Raw genomic sequence first — 15,256 nt, forward strand, 5'->3', positions numbered from 1 at the left:
TTTTCGAACCTTTCGCTAGGAGGTTTGGATTTGAGTTGGGTCTAGTTGACTGATGGAATACACCATCACCTACATCACCGAGGAGGCGGCATGTTGCCGGAAGTCAACGGGCACTGTTCTGTCCATCGCTAGCCACTCACCTCAATGTCTATGCCCACCGGGCAGTGGTCGCTCCCCATGACCTCCGGCAGGATGAAGGCGCCCGTCACCTTATCCGCCAGCGCGCTGCTCACATAGAAGTAGTCGATGCGCCAACCCACGTTGCGGTCCCGGGCGCGGGTGATCATGTCCCAGTATGTGTAGTTGCCCGGCTCATTGTTGAACATGCGGAAGGTGTCCATGTGCCCGTGGTCCAGCAGCTTGTCGATCCACTCCCGCTCGATCTCCAGGAACCCGGACTTCTTCTCATTCTGCTTGGGCCGCGCCAAGTCGATGGCCCTGTGCGCCGTGTTCACGTCGCCGCAGATGACCACGTTGCGCCCCGATGCAGTCTGCCCATCGATGTGCTCCAGGAAAGCGTCGTAGAAGCGCATCTTGTAGTCCAGCCGATCCTTAGATCTCTTGCCGTTCGGGAAATACACCGAGTATAGCAGGAAGTCCCCGTAGTCGGCGACGAGAGTCCGCCCCTCGCTGTCGAATTCGTCGACGCCGAATCCCACCTTCACCGACGTCGGCTCCCGCTTTGTGTAGATGGCCACGCCGCTGTAGCCCTTGCGCTCCGCCGAGGCGAAGTATGCCCGATACCCCTCAACCTCCTTCAGCGAGGCCGGTAGCTGGTCCGGGTGGGCCTTGGTCTCCTGGATGCATAGCACTTCCGGTTCCACCTCTGCCATCCACTCCAGAAAGCCCTTTTTGAGGGCGGCGCGAATGCCGTTCACGTTCCATGAGAGCATTCTAACGGTCGCCATTATTCCTCCCTCTGCAGCCAGCGGGCCACGTCCTTGGCGAAGTAGGTGATGAGGATGTCTGCGCATCCGCTCCAGTTGGAAAGACGGTCAGTGGGTCAATTACATTCTAAGCAGTGCATAAGACCTCTGCTACCGACCCCAAGCCCGGTTCACGAAAGAACGCGTCTCTCACACGTTAGGACTCCTACTGAAGGGCGACCTACTGCTTGCTAGGGTCACAGTCCGCCTAGCCAAAGATCGAAGACGGTTCTGTCTACCGTCAAGTTTGGTGGGCCATCGTGGACTCGAACCACGGACCTCAGTCTTATCAGGACTGCGCTCTAACCGGCTGAGCTAATGGCCCACTGATGCTGTTGAATGGAATGGAATGGCTAATTGACTGGTTTGCCCGTCGCTGGGTCGAACTCAACAACAACTTCAACCGGTGCGTTGCGCGCTACAATCAGCTCCATTGTCTCGGACACGCTGTCGTTGACCGGCTGGTGCACCGAATCCGGCGGCACATATATGAAGTCGCCTTTTGCGATGTCCAGCGTCGTCTCCAGATTCTTGCCCGTCAGGAAACGCCCATTTCCGCTAACGACATAGATCGCGGACTCGCAGTTCACATGGTAATGCGGACTAGAAGCGCACCCCGGCGGTATCGTCGCAATCGCAAGGTGAATGCCTTCAGTACCGGCGAGCGCTTTAGACACTCCCGCCAATCGAGTCATGCTGCCCGACGCCACCTCGACTTCAAGGCTGTCAGAATGAATGACTGTGCAAGTTGCTTCGAATTGTTTATCCATGATGCTGAATTATATCACTAGGCAACAGATTATGGAATAGAAAGTTGCGGATTTCAGATTGCGAATGTCCCTTCCCTTATCGAGATCAAGGATCGGTAAATATCTACTAAACGCAATCGCACAGCTGGAATATATTCTCTTAGGAATCACATCGCAAAGTCCCCAAGCGGAGGTGAGTGATGGTTGAGGAACCGTTGAACGCCCGCAAAGAAGAGCTTTATAGAGAGGCCGGTGCCTTCCGTTTATAATTCCAATATCCAGTAGCGAGGATAGAAAAAAATCGAATGGCAGGCACTAACCCGAAACTAGGGTATGTTGACAATTGGTTCATGCTGAGAGCAGGTCAGTAGTTAACTAACTCCGGAACAACAGTCAAATATACTCGGCTATCTGAAATAAGCCGACCAACGTCTATGTCAAGTCTGAACAGGCGTGAAGTAGTCACATAGAAACGGTTCCATGAATGAACAGGTCAGGCGCTCCCCGAAGGATGCTTCCGACAGAATACGGCAAGTGGTACAGCGTGCACAGGCGCTTTGCCGGATGGAACGAGCAAGGAATATGAGAGAAGATGCACCTGCATTTCGATGTTGAGCCAGATATGGAATATCTGATTATACACAGCACCGCCAGTGCACGCGCATCCATGTAAGGCGGGTGCACCGCATAAAGGGGGGATGGTCGCAGACTCTGGGAAGAAGTCAGGGGATTCAGCACGAAGGTACACGTGAGTGTTGATGGCTTGAACAATCCGCTGAGATTCACGCTCACGGGAGGACACGCACACGACATCACCCAAGCCTACGGTCTGATAGACCGTATCAAGAGCAAGTATGTGATAAATGAGCGTGGATATGACTCACTGAAGTTTCTTGAACGAATCGTTTAGGTGGTCGCTACGCCTGTAATATACCGTCTCGCTCCAACAAGAAAGAGCTTCAGCCATACGATGATCATTTATACGACGAGCGCCACCCGATTGAGTGTTACATCAATAATATGAAGCGTTATCGCCATATCTTCAGACGGTTTGACGAGTTGGCGAAGACTACCTAGGATCCCCACACTTCGTCGGCACTCTTGTATGGCTGAAACGATATCTCAACACAACTCGATACGAGAGCTCCGTGCCCAAAGGAGTCTCCTGCCGTAGGACGTCCCGCGTTCCGTTGACCTTCGGATTGGAGTCTGTATATACTCCAAAGCATGGAATTCGTCACATGGAACCCTGCATTATCCGTCCTGTTGAGCGATGTGATCCTCAGTGTGGTGGTCGGCGGCGCCATTGGACTAGCCCGATGGTTGTCCCGTCCGCAGGCAACGCGAGGTCATCCTTTCGGCACGCTACTACGTTGGATTGGTTTTTTGATCGGCTTCAGCGTGCTGAGAATGATCTTTGTCACCGTGATCTGGCAGTCTCTATAACGTGCTGCGTAGGCAATCGCAGCACATGCCCGAAGGTCATCGGTATAAGGCTTTCTAGCGCGACTCATATACCTGTTTGTCCCCTTAAATGACCGCTTTGCTCATCGTCCGCATATCAGGATGCCTTATGCATTACGAGAGATGGAATGAGCTTGACTGGTGGGGACTCCCGCCACGTATGCACAGGACAAAATCGATGATGACTTCTGATAATCTTTCGGATCAACCTTTGAGCGAAGGAGACGAAACCTTCATTATAGGATTTTACGATAAAATCAAGAACTGACCAGTTGTGCGTCAAGGTTGTTGGCTCAGATACAGCCTTATCCCAGAGGCACAGCTCGAACATTCTTGATTGATGGTTCTGTGTTTGGAAGCAATAGTGAAGGTCATGTTGTAACCAATTCCCACACGAGTATTATTAACGAGACACACCAGTTTAGTAAGAATGCCCTACATAGAATGGTCAGTGGTTCTCGATTGAATCCCCGCAATCAATAAAATGCAGGCTTAGGCATTATGATTCCACTGAGCACAATCAACGAAACGATTGAAACGGCATTATCTGATTCCATTCATGTGAGTCGAGCGACATACAAATATGGAAATGCCCGTGTTTGATGACTTTGCCGTGTAATTCCCCTATTGAAGAACCCTTACATCAAGAGCGTTACGGTGTTCAGACACAAGTGCGCCAACTGTGGCAGGACATACGGGAGTTACCCCTTACGGCAGGATAGACAGAAATGCAATCTGCCTGATAAAATTGGCGCATAAGCGGGAGTAGCTCAGGGGTAGAGCATCTGCTTCCCAAGCAGAATGTCGCGGGTTCAAATCCCGTCTCCCGCTCCAAACACTCAAGCCTATCCCACACGATTCAACCGCAAAACAGCACATTCAAGGAGTAACCATGCCCATTCTGAACAGGGAAGATTCTGAAGAGCTAAGCCCCGGCGTCGAGCGATATGCACTGGTGGACGGCGACAAAGGCTCGGAATCCACAAGCGTGGGCGATGTACTCGTTGGCGTGGACGGCGTGGTGCCGACGCACATTCACCCGACCGAAGAAGCGATGGTCATCTTGCAAGGCGAGATGGATGCGATTCTCGGCGACGATGTGATAACCGTGACCGAAGGACAGACGGTATTAGCGCCGCCGGGCGTTCGGCACGGCTTCGTGAACCGCTCCGGCGCACCGGCCAGGGTGCTCGCAATCTTCCCGACGGCGAACATGGAACGCACTCTGGTGGACTAGGTGCAGCACCGCGTATGACTTTGCCGTAATTTCGCAGTATCCCCGCTTGCCCAACACGATGAGGAGCCACAATGCAGGCAACCGCCAAGCGCGCTGAAGAGGTCGTCGAGAATGTCAAAGAACTGTCGACACGGTTTGCGTCAGAGCGCTCCCAACGGCAGCAGCGTCGCGCACTCGAAAGAGCGGACTTCGATGCGCTGACGGACGCGGGCTTCCATCTCACAGGAGCACCGCCGGAGATGGGCGGCATCAACGGAGGCGTCGAAGAGTTCACGCGGCCTCTGTGTGAGATGCTGCGCATTCTGGCGAAGGGCGACCCCAGCGTCTCGCTTGTCGCGTCGATGCATCCCGCCGTGCTTGGCGGCTGGCTGGAAGTGCCAAAGGCGCCGCAGCCCTATACCGATGCATGGGAGAAGCAGCGCAGGGCGGTTTTCGAGACGGCGCTCGACGGCTGTTGGTGGGGAACGATTATATCCGAACCGGGCAGCGGCGGCGACCCGTCAAAGAGCCGTGCCGTCGCAAAGCCCGTGGACGCGGACGGTCAGTACCTAGTCAGCGGGCAGAAACACTTCGGCAGCGGTTCGGGCATGACTTCGTTCATGATTACGCAAGCGGTGCCCGAAGGTGAATCCGCGCCCGATGTGTTCTACATGGATATGCGCGACATCCCTTGGGACGGTTCGGCTGGCGCGACACTCACGCGCGCATGGGACGGCGTGGGAATGACTGCCACGCAAAGCCACGCGATGGACTTCAACGATATGCCCGCCACACGCGCCGCCTGGCCTGATAACGGCGCAAGACAGCGAGCGCGAGAGACGGCGGGAAGACCTGCCGGGCATCTGTTCACCTCGGTCATCGTGGGCGTCGTGGAGTCGGCAGTGGATGCGGCGCGACAGCAAGTGCAATCGAAGCGCGGCTCGATGCGCCCATTCGAGCAGGTTGAGTGGTCACGCGTGGAAATGGAGGCGTGGCTAGTACAGCAAGCATACGAAGGCGTGCTGCGAGATGTGGAATCCGGCAGCGCCGCCGCTAGTCGCAGCAGTCTGCTGTGCAAAGAGGCAGTAGCCGAACTCGCGGAATCCATCTTGCTGCGAATAAGCAAGGTCGTGGGCGGCGGCGCATACTCGCGCAGTTCGCCATACGGATTCTGGCTGGAAGACGTCCGCGCGCTGGGCTTCCTGCGCCCGCCATGGGGCTTTGCATTCGACCGCATTTTCGACGGAAGCTGGTACATTGACTAGCGCGAAACGGCTCGTCCTCACCGGCGTCAACATCATCGACGGCAATTCCCCTGTGCCGATTGCGAACGGCAGCGTTGTTGTCGGAAATGGACGAATCACGGAAGTCCTGGACTCTGGCAAGTCGCCCGATACTCGCGATGCGCGCGTTCTCGAACTGGACGGCGCGTATCTGCTGCCCGGCTTGTGGGATGTTCACATCCATCCGGAATATCCCCTGCCGCCGGGCATTACGGTTGCGCAGCAAACGGCGGATTTCGGCGCGCAGCTTTCTCGCGCGCTCATGGACGGTGGCGTTACCAGCGTGCGCTGTGCCGGCGCGGCGAGGTACATGGATGTGGCGTGGCGACGTGTATTCGACAGCGGCAAGATGGTAGGGCCGCGAGTGTTCGCAAGCGGATACTTTCTGACCACGACCGGCGGGCACTTCCTGACATCCGGCGTAGCGCGCGAGTGCGACGGCCCATACGGCTTCGTCCAGGCCATACGCGAGGCTATCAAAAACGGCGTTGACCACATCAAGCTCAACATGTCCGGCGGCATAATGGGCCCACCCTGGGACTTGCACAAGCATTCGTTTCTGCTGCAGGAAGAACTAGAAGCCGCATTCGCAATATGCCATCTTCGAGAGTTCAATGTGATGGCGCACGCGACCAATCCGGATACCGTGAAGGCTGCGATTCGGCTGGGCGCACACAGCATAGAGCACGGCTACATTCAAGATGACGAGTGCATCGATCTGTTCCAAAGCAGCGGCGTGTGGTATGTGCCAACGCTCGCCATTTCGCATCTGACAAATGAGCAGGCGACTTGCGACATAGAGCGCGAATGGCTTGAACATCGACAGATTGCGCCCGACTTGCAGCGCCGAGCGGACGCCGCCAGCGACGAGCACGCCAAGTGGTTCAAGCGCGCCCTAGACGCTGGCGTAAGAATGGCGCTAGGCTCGGACATCCACCCATTGAGCGAAGCAGCGCTGCTAGAAATGGGCCTTTGGGTGCGAGACGGCGCCACCGAATGGCAGGCAATTCAAGCCGCGACAAAGAACGCGGCAGAACTGTGCGGTGTAGGCGACAAACTCGGCACAATCGAAGCAGGCAAGCTCGCCGATTTGATAGTTGTCGCCGAAAATCCGTTAGACGACATCACCAACGCGCGCAAACTTATGCTGGTGGTCAAGGACGGGCGGGTTGTCTCGGACAAGCGCGGTCTCACGGTGACGTAGCAGTTCAGCGGTTGGGATAAGTATGCCTTCCGATTCACTGCGCCCTGCCGCACAGCCGTAGCAGGTTGCGTGTCCAGTGCAGCAATCCGCCCTCTGGCTCCGGGCGCGCGTCGGGGGCGATATTCGTGATTATCCACACGTAACTCATGGCTTGGTGCAGCGCGCCCAACGGCTTAGACGCCTCGAAAGCCTCTATCAGCCGTTCCATCGGCTCGTACGCCGTCCACGGTTCTAGGTAAGCATCACGTAATCGGCTATCCGCATCCTCAATCTTGTCGAGAACCAGGACGTCGAAATAGGTGCTGGAAACCGTCGCCATATCGAAGAACGGATGCGATATGCACACATCGGTCCAGTCAAAGAAGGTGTAGCCGTCTTCCTGCATCAGAATGTTGCCGCCGATGTCGCCGTGAACAAGGGTGTGGGGAACACCAAGCTGCGCCAGCCGAGCGCACATCATCTTGAGCGGCATGGACAGCGAGCGTAACGCTTGGACTTCCTCTTGTGTCAAACCGTTTGCGCCGCCCGCCAGCATGCGCGAACAAGAGTCAATCAGTGGATCAATCAACTCAACCATGCGCCCAAGTCGCCTGTCAGGACAGCCAAGCGCAAGCCATTCTCGCACATGCGCCGCCTGCTCCACCTGCGTCTGCGCGAACACTCGCAATGCCTCTTCCCAGCGCGCGATGTCAGCGCATTCGTGCAGCATATCGCTGCCGTAGTCGGGCATAAGCAGCCAGCCGCGCTCGGCGTCGGCGGCAATCGGCGCAGGCAGCAGCTGCGGGCAGCGTTCGCCAATCGCCTGCATAATGCGCCCTTCGTGCGCCATGAACGGCGGAGTCGCCTTGAAATAGAAATCGCCCGCGTCCGTCCTAGCGAGCATGGTGCATGAAATTCCCCACGCTCGCTGCTGGGCTATCGGCGCATACACGTCAATGCCACGCGCGGCGAGTTCGGCGTGAATCCAGTCGCATGCGGAGTCATGCCAGCCCATCGCCTCCCAAGGCGCGCGCAATTCAGAAGGACTGTCAATGCCGGCGAACCACGCGGCGACCGCGTCATTGATTGCAGGAATGGCAAACTTCAATGAGGACGCTTCGCACTGCCCGATCCACATCGCATTTTGTTGCGCTGCCACGGCGGGCTCTCGCACAATCGCCATGAAGATCCGCCAATCTTCACCATTATATTCGCCGCGCGCCGCGCACTTGAGTGTCCATATCTCGAAGCCCAGCTGTCGGCGCATTTCGGCATTGACATGCTCCACGATTCGAGGGTCGGTAGTCTGCGGCGTGAATACAGGAACACACCAGCCGCCGGAAGATGGCAGCGCCAATATGCTGCCGTCCTCCGGGCGAGCGACTACGACATGGTATTGCATGACGGCTAGAACGGTCGGCGGTGCGAGAAGGCGCGCTCTTCGTTCGTGATGAACTCCAACAGAGCCGCTTCACCGTTATCGGTTGCCGCTTTCGCTCGCAAAATCGCCGGTGCGACTTCCGCCGGATCTACCACACGCTCCGACCAGCCGCCCATGTCGCGTCCTAGATTCGCGTAACTGCCGCCGAGGTCGCGCGTGCCGTAGAGATTGTGGGAGAGTTCCATTGCGTCGGTCTCAATCGCCATCGTTGAGTTGTTGAATACTACTGTCAGGATGGGTATGTTGCTGCGAACGGCGGTCTCGAAGTCCAACCCGACCATGCCGAACGCAGCGTCTCCCATGAAGTTCACCACGAACTTGTCGGGCGCCGCTAATTTCGCGCCGATGTTCAGCCCAAGTCCGGTGCCAAGACCATGCGATTTGCCCCAGCCAAGATAAGTGCGCGGCCCACCCGCCTGATAGAACGGCATAATCTGGTCGCGCGGGCTACCGGAATCGTGCGTTACGATAGCGTCGTCGGAGTTGACATTCTGCATGAATTCCCAGATAACGCGGTACGGTGTTATCGGATTCTGGTTCGATGTCAGCGTGGGCATCCATTCGTCAAGCCACTCTTGGCGCACGGACGCGATCTCTTCCGCAACAGAACCGTCGCCGCGCCGACCGCCACCCAGGATGTCTTTGCACGCGTCGATAAACTGCCGCAGCACAAGTTTGGCGTCGCCGAGGATCGGATGGTCGATGGAATAGTTCTTGTCGATGTCAATCGGGTCGTTCGTGGCGTGGATAAGCGTCTTGCCGGCCGGCACGCTCATCGTCATGCCGTGCTGTGTGAAGCTGGTGCCGATGCCGAAGACGACATCCGCGCGGCTTACGAACTGGTAACACGCGCGATTCATCACGCCGGAGCCGCTGCCAAGTGCGAGCGGATGCTTCTCCGGAAATGCGCTCTTGCCCGCCATCGTGGTCATCACGGGGATCTGCGTAAGCTCGGCGAATTCGACGAGTTCGTCCGTGGCGCCGGCGTACATCACGCCCTGCCCTGCGTGGATGACAGGGTTCTCGGCATTTAGAAGCGCGCGCGCCGCCGCCTGGATGTCCGTAGGATTACCGGCGGCAACGGCAGGCTTGACCGGGCTATATCCGGCCACGATGTTATCCGGCACTTCGGCGGTTGCGACATCTGCGGGCACTTCCACCATCACGGGGCCGGGCCGCCCACGCTTGAGCGCGGCGAACGAGCGGCGCATTGTCTCAACAATGCGCTCCGGCACGTTTATCTGTTCAACCTGCTTGGTTACTGAGGCGTAACTGCGCAGCGAGCTGTAGTGCGGGTAGATGCCGTCGCGCTCCCGCGGATGACCGAGCGGCAGCAGCAGCATCGGCACGGCATCCGAGAATGCGGTGGCAACGCCTGCGTAGGCATTCTCTGCGCCGGGACCATACTGCATCGCGAACACACCCGCCGGGTTGCCGTTCGTAACGCGCGAGTAACCGTCGCCGATACCCACGCCAACACGCTCCTGTCGGCAGATTATAGGGCGAATGCCGGCATCCGCCGCCGCCTCGATGATGGGCGTCGTGGGAAACGCACTCAGGTACTCGATACCTTCTTTCTTCAGAATCTGTGCGATTGCGTCGATAGTTCGCATGGGCGTGTCCTTTGCACTTGTAATTTAGTATGGCTACCTAGCACGGCAGTCGGCTTATTCGTCGGAGACCCTTATGAGCATCTTGCCAAAGTTCTCGCCGCGCAGCATGCCGATGAACGCCGTCGGCGCGTTTTCGATGCCCTCGACCACATCCTCCTTGTACTTCATCTTGCCTTCCCTAATCCAGCCGGCAATACGCCGTCTGCCCTCTTCGTGACGATTGGCGAATTGGAAGACGAGAAAGCCTTCCATGCGCGCCTGATGCGTCGTCAGGTTGCGCGTGTTTCGCGGGCCCATCTCAGGCTCGGCAAGGTTGTACTGCGAAATCTGCCCGCAGACGGATATGCGCGCGAAGTCGGCTAGGTTTTCCATCACGGCATCGGTAACGGGACCGCCAACATTGTCAAAGTAGATGTCTATGCCCAGCGGACAGGCAGCCGCTAGCGCATCGACAACATTTTCAGTCTTGTAGTTTATGCCCGCATCGAAGCCAAGTTCGTTCACGATGTAGTCAATCTTGTCCTGCGTGCCTGCCGTTCCCACAACATAGCATCCCATTATCTTCGCTATCTGCCCCACGACCTGCCCGACCGCGCCCGACGCCGCAGACACCACGACCGTATCACCCGGCCTAGGGTCGCACACATCCAAGAAACCGAAGTACGCGGTCATCCCAGGCATGCCGAGTATTCCGAGCGATGTTGACAGCGGCCCCAGAGCGGGATCCACCCGGCGCAGGTCGCGCCCGTCCGATACGGCGTATTCCTGCCAGCCAAGCCTACCCTCCACGATTTCGCCCACGCTGAACGCCGGTGTGCGCGACTCGACGATGCGCCCGACCGCACCGCCGACCATCACGTCGCCGAGCTGCACAGACGGCGCATAGGACGCCGCATCGCGCATTCGTCCGCGCATATACGGATCGAGCGAAAGCCAGATTGACCGAATGAGTACCTCGCCCTCGCGAGGCTGCGGGATCGGCTCTTCAATCATCTCGAAATCTGCCGGTTCCGGGTAACCGTCCGGTCGAGATTTCAGCGTGATTTTTCTATTCGTTCCTTCTGCCAAAGTTCTCACCTCGTCATTTTCACGACTCGCTAATGTTCTTCTTGTCCATTCTCCCCTTACGGGGAAAGGTTTGGATGGTGGCGATTCTGAACTTCGCTCATGGGTAACTCTCAGAGTATGAGTATCCGCGCACCATTGTACATCGCGACTCCTTACGCCCCAATCTTCCGCTCCACACGCGCCCTAATGCGCCTGAACCATACCCGCAACAGCCTGTTAGACCGCCCGCACAGCAGGGACAGCGCGATTGTACCATACACGGCGCGGCGCGATACTTTGACGCGCGTCTGCGGATTCAACCAGTTGTCGCATTCGGCAAGCGCGGCAAGCGTTTGCAGCCCGATGAGCACGGGCCATAACGCGGCAAGTCTGAGCCGCAAATTCCGGCGAGGTATGGCAATGATATATCGCTCCGCCGCATCAAAGTGGTCGAGAGTCGTGTGTATGCCCCAGACAAGCGCAGGACGCGCACTTAATCCGTGCGCAGGATCCAGCAATTCAACCGGCGTCAGTCCGGTGTGAGCCAATGCGGATTTCGGAATATAGCATCGCCCATTTCGCAGGTCGCGAGGCATGTCTCGTAGTATGTTCGTCATTTGCAGCGCCTTGCCGAAACACACACCAAGCGTCCGCATCTCATGCGCGTCCCAATGCGCCAGCGCCGGCGTGTGTGCGACTGCCGTGTCTGTGAAGAACTCGCCCACGCAGCCGGCGACGAGGTAGCAGTATTCGTCAAGCTGCGCAGTCGATTTCAGCGCGACGGGCGTGTCATCATCAATGCGGCTGAATGTCGTCAAGTCAAAGCACATCCCACGAGTTAGCGTCAGCACAACGGATCGCACGAGTTGAGCATCGTCCGCCGCCAGCGCGTCCAGCAGCGACAAGACTTCGGGCAGCGCTTGCAGCAGTTCGCGCTCTCCGTCAGTCGGCTGAATCTCAGCAAGCGAGTCGGACAGCCCCGCAGTTGAGGCTTGCCCTTGCATAATCTTCCTGAACTCGCGCAAGTGCGCCAACCGCTGTGCATGCGAAAGCGTAGGCGTATCCGCGATCGTGTCCGCGGCGCGGGCAAGCACGTATGCTACCGCGACCGGCTCGCGCATGCCGGCAGGCAGTACGCGAATGGTCAGGTAGAACGCTCGCGACACGCCTTTCAGCAGAGTTGTGAGGATATACCGGCGTCGAGAGTTGGGCAGCGATGCCGTCGCATTGCCATCATTGTCCTGCGCATCAACATTCATGCCGCGCCAATTACCTCTTCGCAGCAACCGCTATTTGCCGAAGCCGCGCTTCAAGCCGCGCACGAACGACACCTGCCCGAGATGCTGGTCTTGCTCGCCGATTAGCTGGCGCATAATGCTGCCCACGCTGCGCCCGCTGAAATACCGCACCGATGCCGGATTCTCAGGGAACGGCGACCTGTCAATCGGCACTTCGTCGAAGTCGTCGTCGCTCAAACCGCGCAGATATTCCAGCGTCCCTTCGCGCACCGAATCGAAATACTGCTGAAGCTGCTCTTTGGTGATTGCCGGGAATGCCGCGACCTGCTCCAGCGTGTAATTGACACCATGGTCGCCTTCAGGGATGCCAGTCTTCGTGCTCCAGCCATCCCGCAGCCACACCTCGTCCGTGCCTCGCGCGAACACGTTGATGAGTCTGTCCTCGACGCGCGCCGAATGCCAAATGAGGAACGCTATGCAGTTGGATTCCGCGTCCGGTCGCCAGTGCATCTCCTCTTCCGACAAGGGTCCGGCGGCGGCGTACACGCGCCTGCGATAATCCTCCAAACACTGCCCAATGAATTCGTTCAGTTTCATTATCAGCCTTCCTGTTATTTTTATTGTGAACTGTGCTAGGCATTATCTCATGTCCGACAATGTCCCGTAAGTAGGCGAGGGATTTGACGCTCCGCCTTGTTAAGCATAAACTTTGCTGAAGCGAAGCAATCTACGCATATCGACATAGACGCAGTTGTCAGCAGCATCACCATATTCTTGGAAAATTACCATGACCGTCAGCCGCGCTCCACTGCCCCAACCTACGCCTGAAAGCCAGCCGTTCTTCGACGCGTTGAAGCAGCGCCGCCTGCTCATACAGCGATGTACGGACTGCGGCAACGCCTACTACTACCCGCGCCCGTTCTGCCCGGCGTGCCTGTCTAGCGCAGTCGAATGGGAGCAAGCGAGCGGCAAGGGCACGCTGTACTCGTTTGTCATCAACCATCGCGCCGCGCCCGGCTTCGTCGCACCGTACATCATTGCCGTCGTGGAACTCGATGAAGGACCGCGTATGATGTCGAATCTCGTCGATGTTGAGCCTGACCCGGATATGGTGCGCTGCGAAATGCCGGTCGAGATTGTATTCGACGAGGTAGATGACGACTTCACGCTGCCACGCTTTCGTCCCATCGATAGCTGATGCCCCGAGGCGTTCGAATGTCTCTTGTTTACCACCAAGTTAATCGCATCTACCTCATATATTCTGGCACATAAATTAAGGAAGTTAGCAATGGCGAACAGCCCCAGAGAGCTGCGTGGCAAAGTCGCTATCGTCGGCGCGAGCGAGTCTGACCGGATTGGCGTGCTGCCCGACAAATCCGCGCTTACGTTGCATGCGGAAGCCGCGCGCAACGCTCTCAACGACGCTGGGTTGACTCTCGCCGATGTTGACGGGCTGTTCACGGCAGGCGTTACCAGCGTACAGCTTGGCGAGTACCTCGGCATCGTGCCGCGATACAGCGACGGCACGAATGTCGGCGGATGTTCGTTCATCATGCATGTAGAGCACGCGATGCTCGCCATCGGAGCGGGCATCATCAATGTCGCGCTGATAACACACGGCGAAAGCGGCAGGTCGCGCGTGGGCATGGGATATGGCGGCATTGCGCCGGACTCGCCGCAAGGTCTGTACGAAGCTCCATATGGCACCTATGGTCCGACCACGCTATTCTCGCTGCCCGCGACACGACACATGCACGAGTACGGCACGACCCGCGAGCAGATGGCGGAAGTCGCCGTGTCCAACCGCAAGTGGGCGGCGATGCACCCGATGGCGATGATGAAAGACTCGATTACCGTTGATGATGTGATGAATTCGCGGCCGATCTGCTGGCCATACACGCTGTTCATGTGCTGCCTAGTTACCGACGCCGGCGGCGCGCTTGTGCTGACGAGCGCAGACAGAGCGAAGTCGCTGCGCAAGCCACCCGTGTACATTCTCGGCACAGGCGAGGCGACAGAGCACAATATGGTCAGCATGATGGCAGATATGACCACATCTCAGGCAGCGAAGGTGTCAGGCAAAGCGGCGTTCGAAATGGCAGGCGTGTCGCACGCGGACATTGATGTCGCGGAACTTTACGACGCATTCGCCTTCACGCCGATGCTCGCGCTGGAAGACCTCGGCTTCGTCAATCCGGGTGAAAGCGGGCCATTCATGGCAGAGCGGCGCACCGGGCCCGGGGGCGATTTCCCGATGAACACCAACGGCGGCGGGCTGTCATACACTCACTCGGGAATGTACGGCATGTTCACGCTCATCGAGCTGACACGCCAACTCCGCGGCGAAGCCAGCGAACGACAAGTGCAGGACGCGCAAGTCGGCATAGCGCACGGGCCAGGCGGCATGTTCGCGGCGGCAAGCACTCTCATCGCGGGAACTGCGGATACGCTGTAAAGGTGCGTAACGCCGGGCGAATTACAAATCGCCCTGATCTAAAGCCCTCCTTGACGGGAGAAAGGACAAATCGTACTGCGAATATGGCAATTGACAAGGTAATGCTGAATGTCGAGACTGACGGCGATGCACGGGCGAGCGAGATAATCGCGGACTTGCGCACGGTGGCGGAGACGCTGTACTTCCCGATGAAGCTCGTCGGATTCTGGGACTATCAGGCGGACATGCACCTCTGCCCGCACGAAGAGCGCGGCGAGGCATGCCCGCACAAGCTGCCCAAAGACGACCCGCGATACGTTGATTATGCCGTCACGATGCAGCGCGAGCGCAGGGCGAACATTCAGATAAGCTTCCCGCACGCTGGCGTTACGATATTCTTGAGCTAATTTCATTCCGTTCGTGCCTTTTGCCATCCTTAGCATTAGCATTTGAGACGATTTCACAAATCCCCAATGTTGTCATTCCGCTTCGTTGCCATGTCATTCCGAACACAGTGAGAAATCCGAAACATGTCCCCACGAAGGCAGGGATCGTTGCATGCAAACCTGTTTAGATTTCTCGCTTCGCTCGAAATGACAGGAAAAAAATTGCATCTGCGAAATCGTCTTAGCATTTACGCCGGAATATATTTTTGGTACAAC

At 57.5% G+C, this 15,256-nt stretch carries 15 protein-coding genes and 2 tRNA genes; 9 read left to right on the plus strand and 8 right to left on the minus strand.

Features of this window, described 5'->3' with window-relative positions:
* Positions 1-128: 128 nt before the first annotated feature.
* From xth to F4X57_04805, 3 genes are all read right to left on the minus strand, one after another.
* The gene (xth, locus tag F4X57_04795; GenBank protein ID MYC06477.1) at positions 129-908 is read right to left on the minus strand and encodes an exodeoxyribonuclease III; all 780 of its coding nucleotides are present in this window, start codon (positions 906-908) and stop codon (positions 129-131) included.
* Positions 909-1,174: 266 nt separating this feature from the next.
* A tRNA-Ile gene (locus F4X57_04800) sits at positions 1,175-1,251 on the minus strand.
* A 28-nt stretch (positions 1,252-1,279) separates the two neighbouring features.
* Positions 1,280-1,696, minus strand: coding sequence for a cupin domain-containing protein (locus F4X57_04805; protein ID MYC06478.1), 417 nt, complete (start codon positions 1,694-1,696; stop codon positions 1,280-1,282).
* 463 nt (positions 1,697-2,159) lie between these two features.
* Between F4X57_04805 and F4X57_04810 the strand changes: the two genes are divergently transcribed.
* From F4X57_04810 to F4X57_04835, 6 genes are all read left to right on the plus strand, one after another.
* Complete coding sequence (locus tag F4X57_04810) at positions 2,160-2,261, plus strand: transposase (GenBank protein MYC06479.1); 102 nt, start codon at positions 2,160-2,162, stop codon at positions 2,259-2,261.
* Between the two features lie 162 nt (positions 2,262-2,423).
* Positions 2,424-2,585, plus strand: coding sequence for a transposase (locus F4X57_04815; GenBank protein MYC06480.1), 162 nt, complete (start codon positions 2,424-2,426; stop codon positions 2,583-2,585).
* Positions 2,586-3,898: 1,313 nt separating this feature from the next.
* Positions 3,899-3,973 (plus strand) — tRNA-Gly (locus F4X57_04820).
* A gap of 58 nt (positions 3,974-4,031) precedes the next feature.
* Positions 4,032-4,376 (plus strand): cupin domain-containing protein, encoded by a 345-nt coding sequence (locus F4X57_04825; GenBank protein ID MYC06481.1) that lies wholly within the window; start codon positions 4,032-4,034, stop codon positions 4,374-4,376.
* Between the two features lie 71 nt (positions 4,377-4,447).
* Complete coding sequence (locus F4X57_04830) at positions 4,448-5,620, plus strand: hypothetical protein (protein MYC06482.1); 1,173 nt, start codon at positions 4,448-4,450, stop codon at positions 5,618-5,620.
* The gene (locus tag F4X57_04835) at positions 5,577-6,842 is read left to right on the plus strand and encodes an amidohydrolase family protein (protein MYC06483.1); all 1,266 of its coding nucleotides are present in this window, start codon (positions 5,577-5,579) and stop codon (positions 6,840-6,842) included. The genes F4X57_04830 and F4X57_04835 overlap by 44 nt, the downstream gene beginning before the upstream one ends.
* 34 nt (positions 6,843-6,876) lie before the next feature.
* On the opposite strand, the gene F4X57_04840 is transcribed toward F4X57_04835, so the two are convergent.
* The 5 genes from F4X57_04840 to F4X57_04860 form a co-directional block, all read right to left on the minus strand.
* On the minus strand, positions 6,877-8,223 hold the full coding sequence (locus tag F4X57_04840; protein ID MYC06484.1) for a phosphotransferase: 1,347 nt from the start codon (positions 8,221-8,223) through the stop codon (positions 6,877-6,879).
* Positions 8,224-8,228: 5 nt separating this feature from the next.
* Entirely contained in the window at positions 8,229-9,875 is a 1,647-nt protein-coding gene (locus tag F4X57_04845; protein MYC06485.1) for a thiamine pyrophosphate-requiring protein, read from the minus strand.
* A 54-nt stretch (positions 9,876-9,929) separates the two neighbouring features.
* Positions 9,930-10,943, minus strand: coding sequence for an NADP-dependent oxidoreductase (locus tag F4X57_04850; GenBank protein ID MYC06486.1), 1,014 nt, complete (start codon positions 10,941-10,943; stop codon positions 9,930-9,932).
* 152 nt (positions 10,944-11,095) lie between these two features.
* On the minus strand, positions 11,096-12,181 hold the full coding sequence (locus F4X57_04855; protein MYC06487.1) for a squalene/phytoene synthase family protein: 1,086 nt from the start codon (positions 12,179-12,181) through the stop codon (positions 11,096-11,098).
* Positions 12,182-12,211: 30 nt separating this feature from the next.
* Positions 12,212-12,757, minus strand: a complete 546-nt coding sequence (locus tag F4X57_04860) for a DinB family protein (protein ID MYC06488.1) — start codon at positions 12,755-12,757, stop codon at positions 12,212-12,214.
* 190 nt (positions 12,758-12,947) lie between these two features.
* On the opposite strand from F4X57_04860, the gene F4X57_04865 reads away from it, so the two are divergent.
* From F4X57_04865 to F4X57_04875, 3 genes are all read left to right on the plus strand, one after another.
* Positions 12,948-13,358: a Zn-ribbon domain-containing OB-fold protein gene (locus F4X57_04865; GenBank protein ID MYC06489.1), complete on the plus strand. Its 411-nt coding sequence runs from the start codon at positions 12,948-12,950 to the stop codon at positions 13,356-13,358.
* A gap of 90 nt (positions 13,359-13,448) precedes the next feature.
* Entirely contained in the window at positions 13,449-14,615 is a 1,167-nt protein-coding gene (locus F4X57_04870) for a thiolase (GenBank protein MYC06490.1), read from the plus strand.
* An 83-nt stretch (positions 14,616-14,698) separates the two neighbouring features.
* Positions 14,699-15,001, plus strand: a complete 303-nt coding sequence (locus tag F4X57_04875; protein MYC06491.1) for a hypothetical protein — start codon at positions 14,699-14,701, stop codon at positions 14,999-15,001.
* The last annotated feature ends 255 nt before the right edge of the window (positions 15,002-15,256 follow it).

It is taken from the genome of Chloroflexota bacterium, from assembly GCA_009840355.1.
Taxonomy (GTDB): Bacteria; Chloroflexota; Dehalococcoidia; order Lucifugimonadales; family JADFKI01; genus Bin90.

Excerpts from the sequence above, each read along its gene's own strand:
- F4X57_04870 (MYC06490.1), top strand. The coding sequence starts at position 13,449 with ATGGCGAACAGCCCCAGAGAGCTGCGTGGCAAAGTCGCTATCGTCGGC.
- F4X57_04840 (MYC06484.1), bottom strand. The coding sequence starts at position 8,223 with ATGCAATACCATGTCGTAGTCGCTCGCCCGGAGGACGGCAGCATATTG.
- F4X57_04865 (MYC06489.1), top strand. The coding sequence starts at position 12,948 with ATGACCGTCAGCCGCGCTCCACTGCCCCAACCTACGCCTGAAAGCCAG.
- F4X57_04825 (MYC06481.1), top strand. The coding sequence starts at position 4,032 with ATGCCCATTCTGAACAGGGAAGATTCTGAAGAGCTAAGCCCCGGCGTC.
- F4X57_04875 (MYC06491.1), top strand. The coding sequence starts at position 14,699 with ATGGCAATTGACAAGGTAATGCTGAATGTCGAGACTGACGGCGATGCA.
- xth (MYC06477.1), bottom strand. The coding sequence starts at position 908 with ATGGCGACCGTTAGAATGCTCTCATGGAACGTGAACGGCATTCGCGCC.
- F4X57_04810 (MYC06479.1), top strand. The coding sequence starts at position 2,160 with ATGAACAGGTCAGGCGCTCCCCGAAGGATGCTTCCGACAGAATACGGC.
- F4X57_04805 (MYC06478.1), bottom strand. The coding sequence starts at position 1,696 with ATGGATAAACAATTCGAAGCAACTTGCACAGTCATTCATTCTGACAGC.
- F4X57_04845 (MYC06485.1), bottom strand. The coding sequence starts at position 9,875 with ATGCGAACTATCGACGCAATCGCACAGATTCTGAAGAAAGAAGGTATC.
- F4X57_04855 (MYC06487.1), bottom strand. The coding sequence starts at position 12,181 with ATGAATGTTGATGCGCAGGACAATGATGGCAATGCGACGGCATCGCTG.
- F4X57_04830 (MYC06482.1), top strand. The coding sequence starts at position 4,448 with ATGCAGGCAACCGCCAAGCGCGCTGAAGAGGTCGTCGAGAATGTCAAA.
- F4X57_04860 (MYC06488.1), bottom strand. The coding sequence starts at position 12,757 with ATGAAACTGAACGAATTCATTGGGCAGTGTTTGGAGGATTATCGCAGG.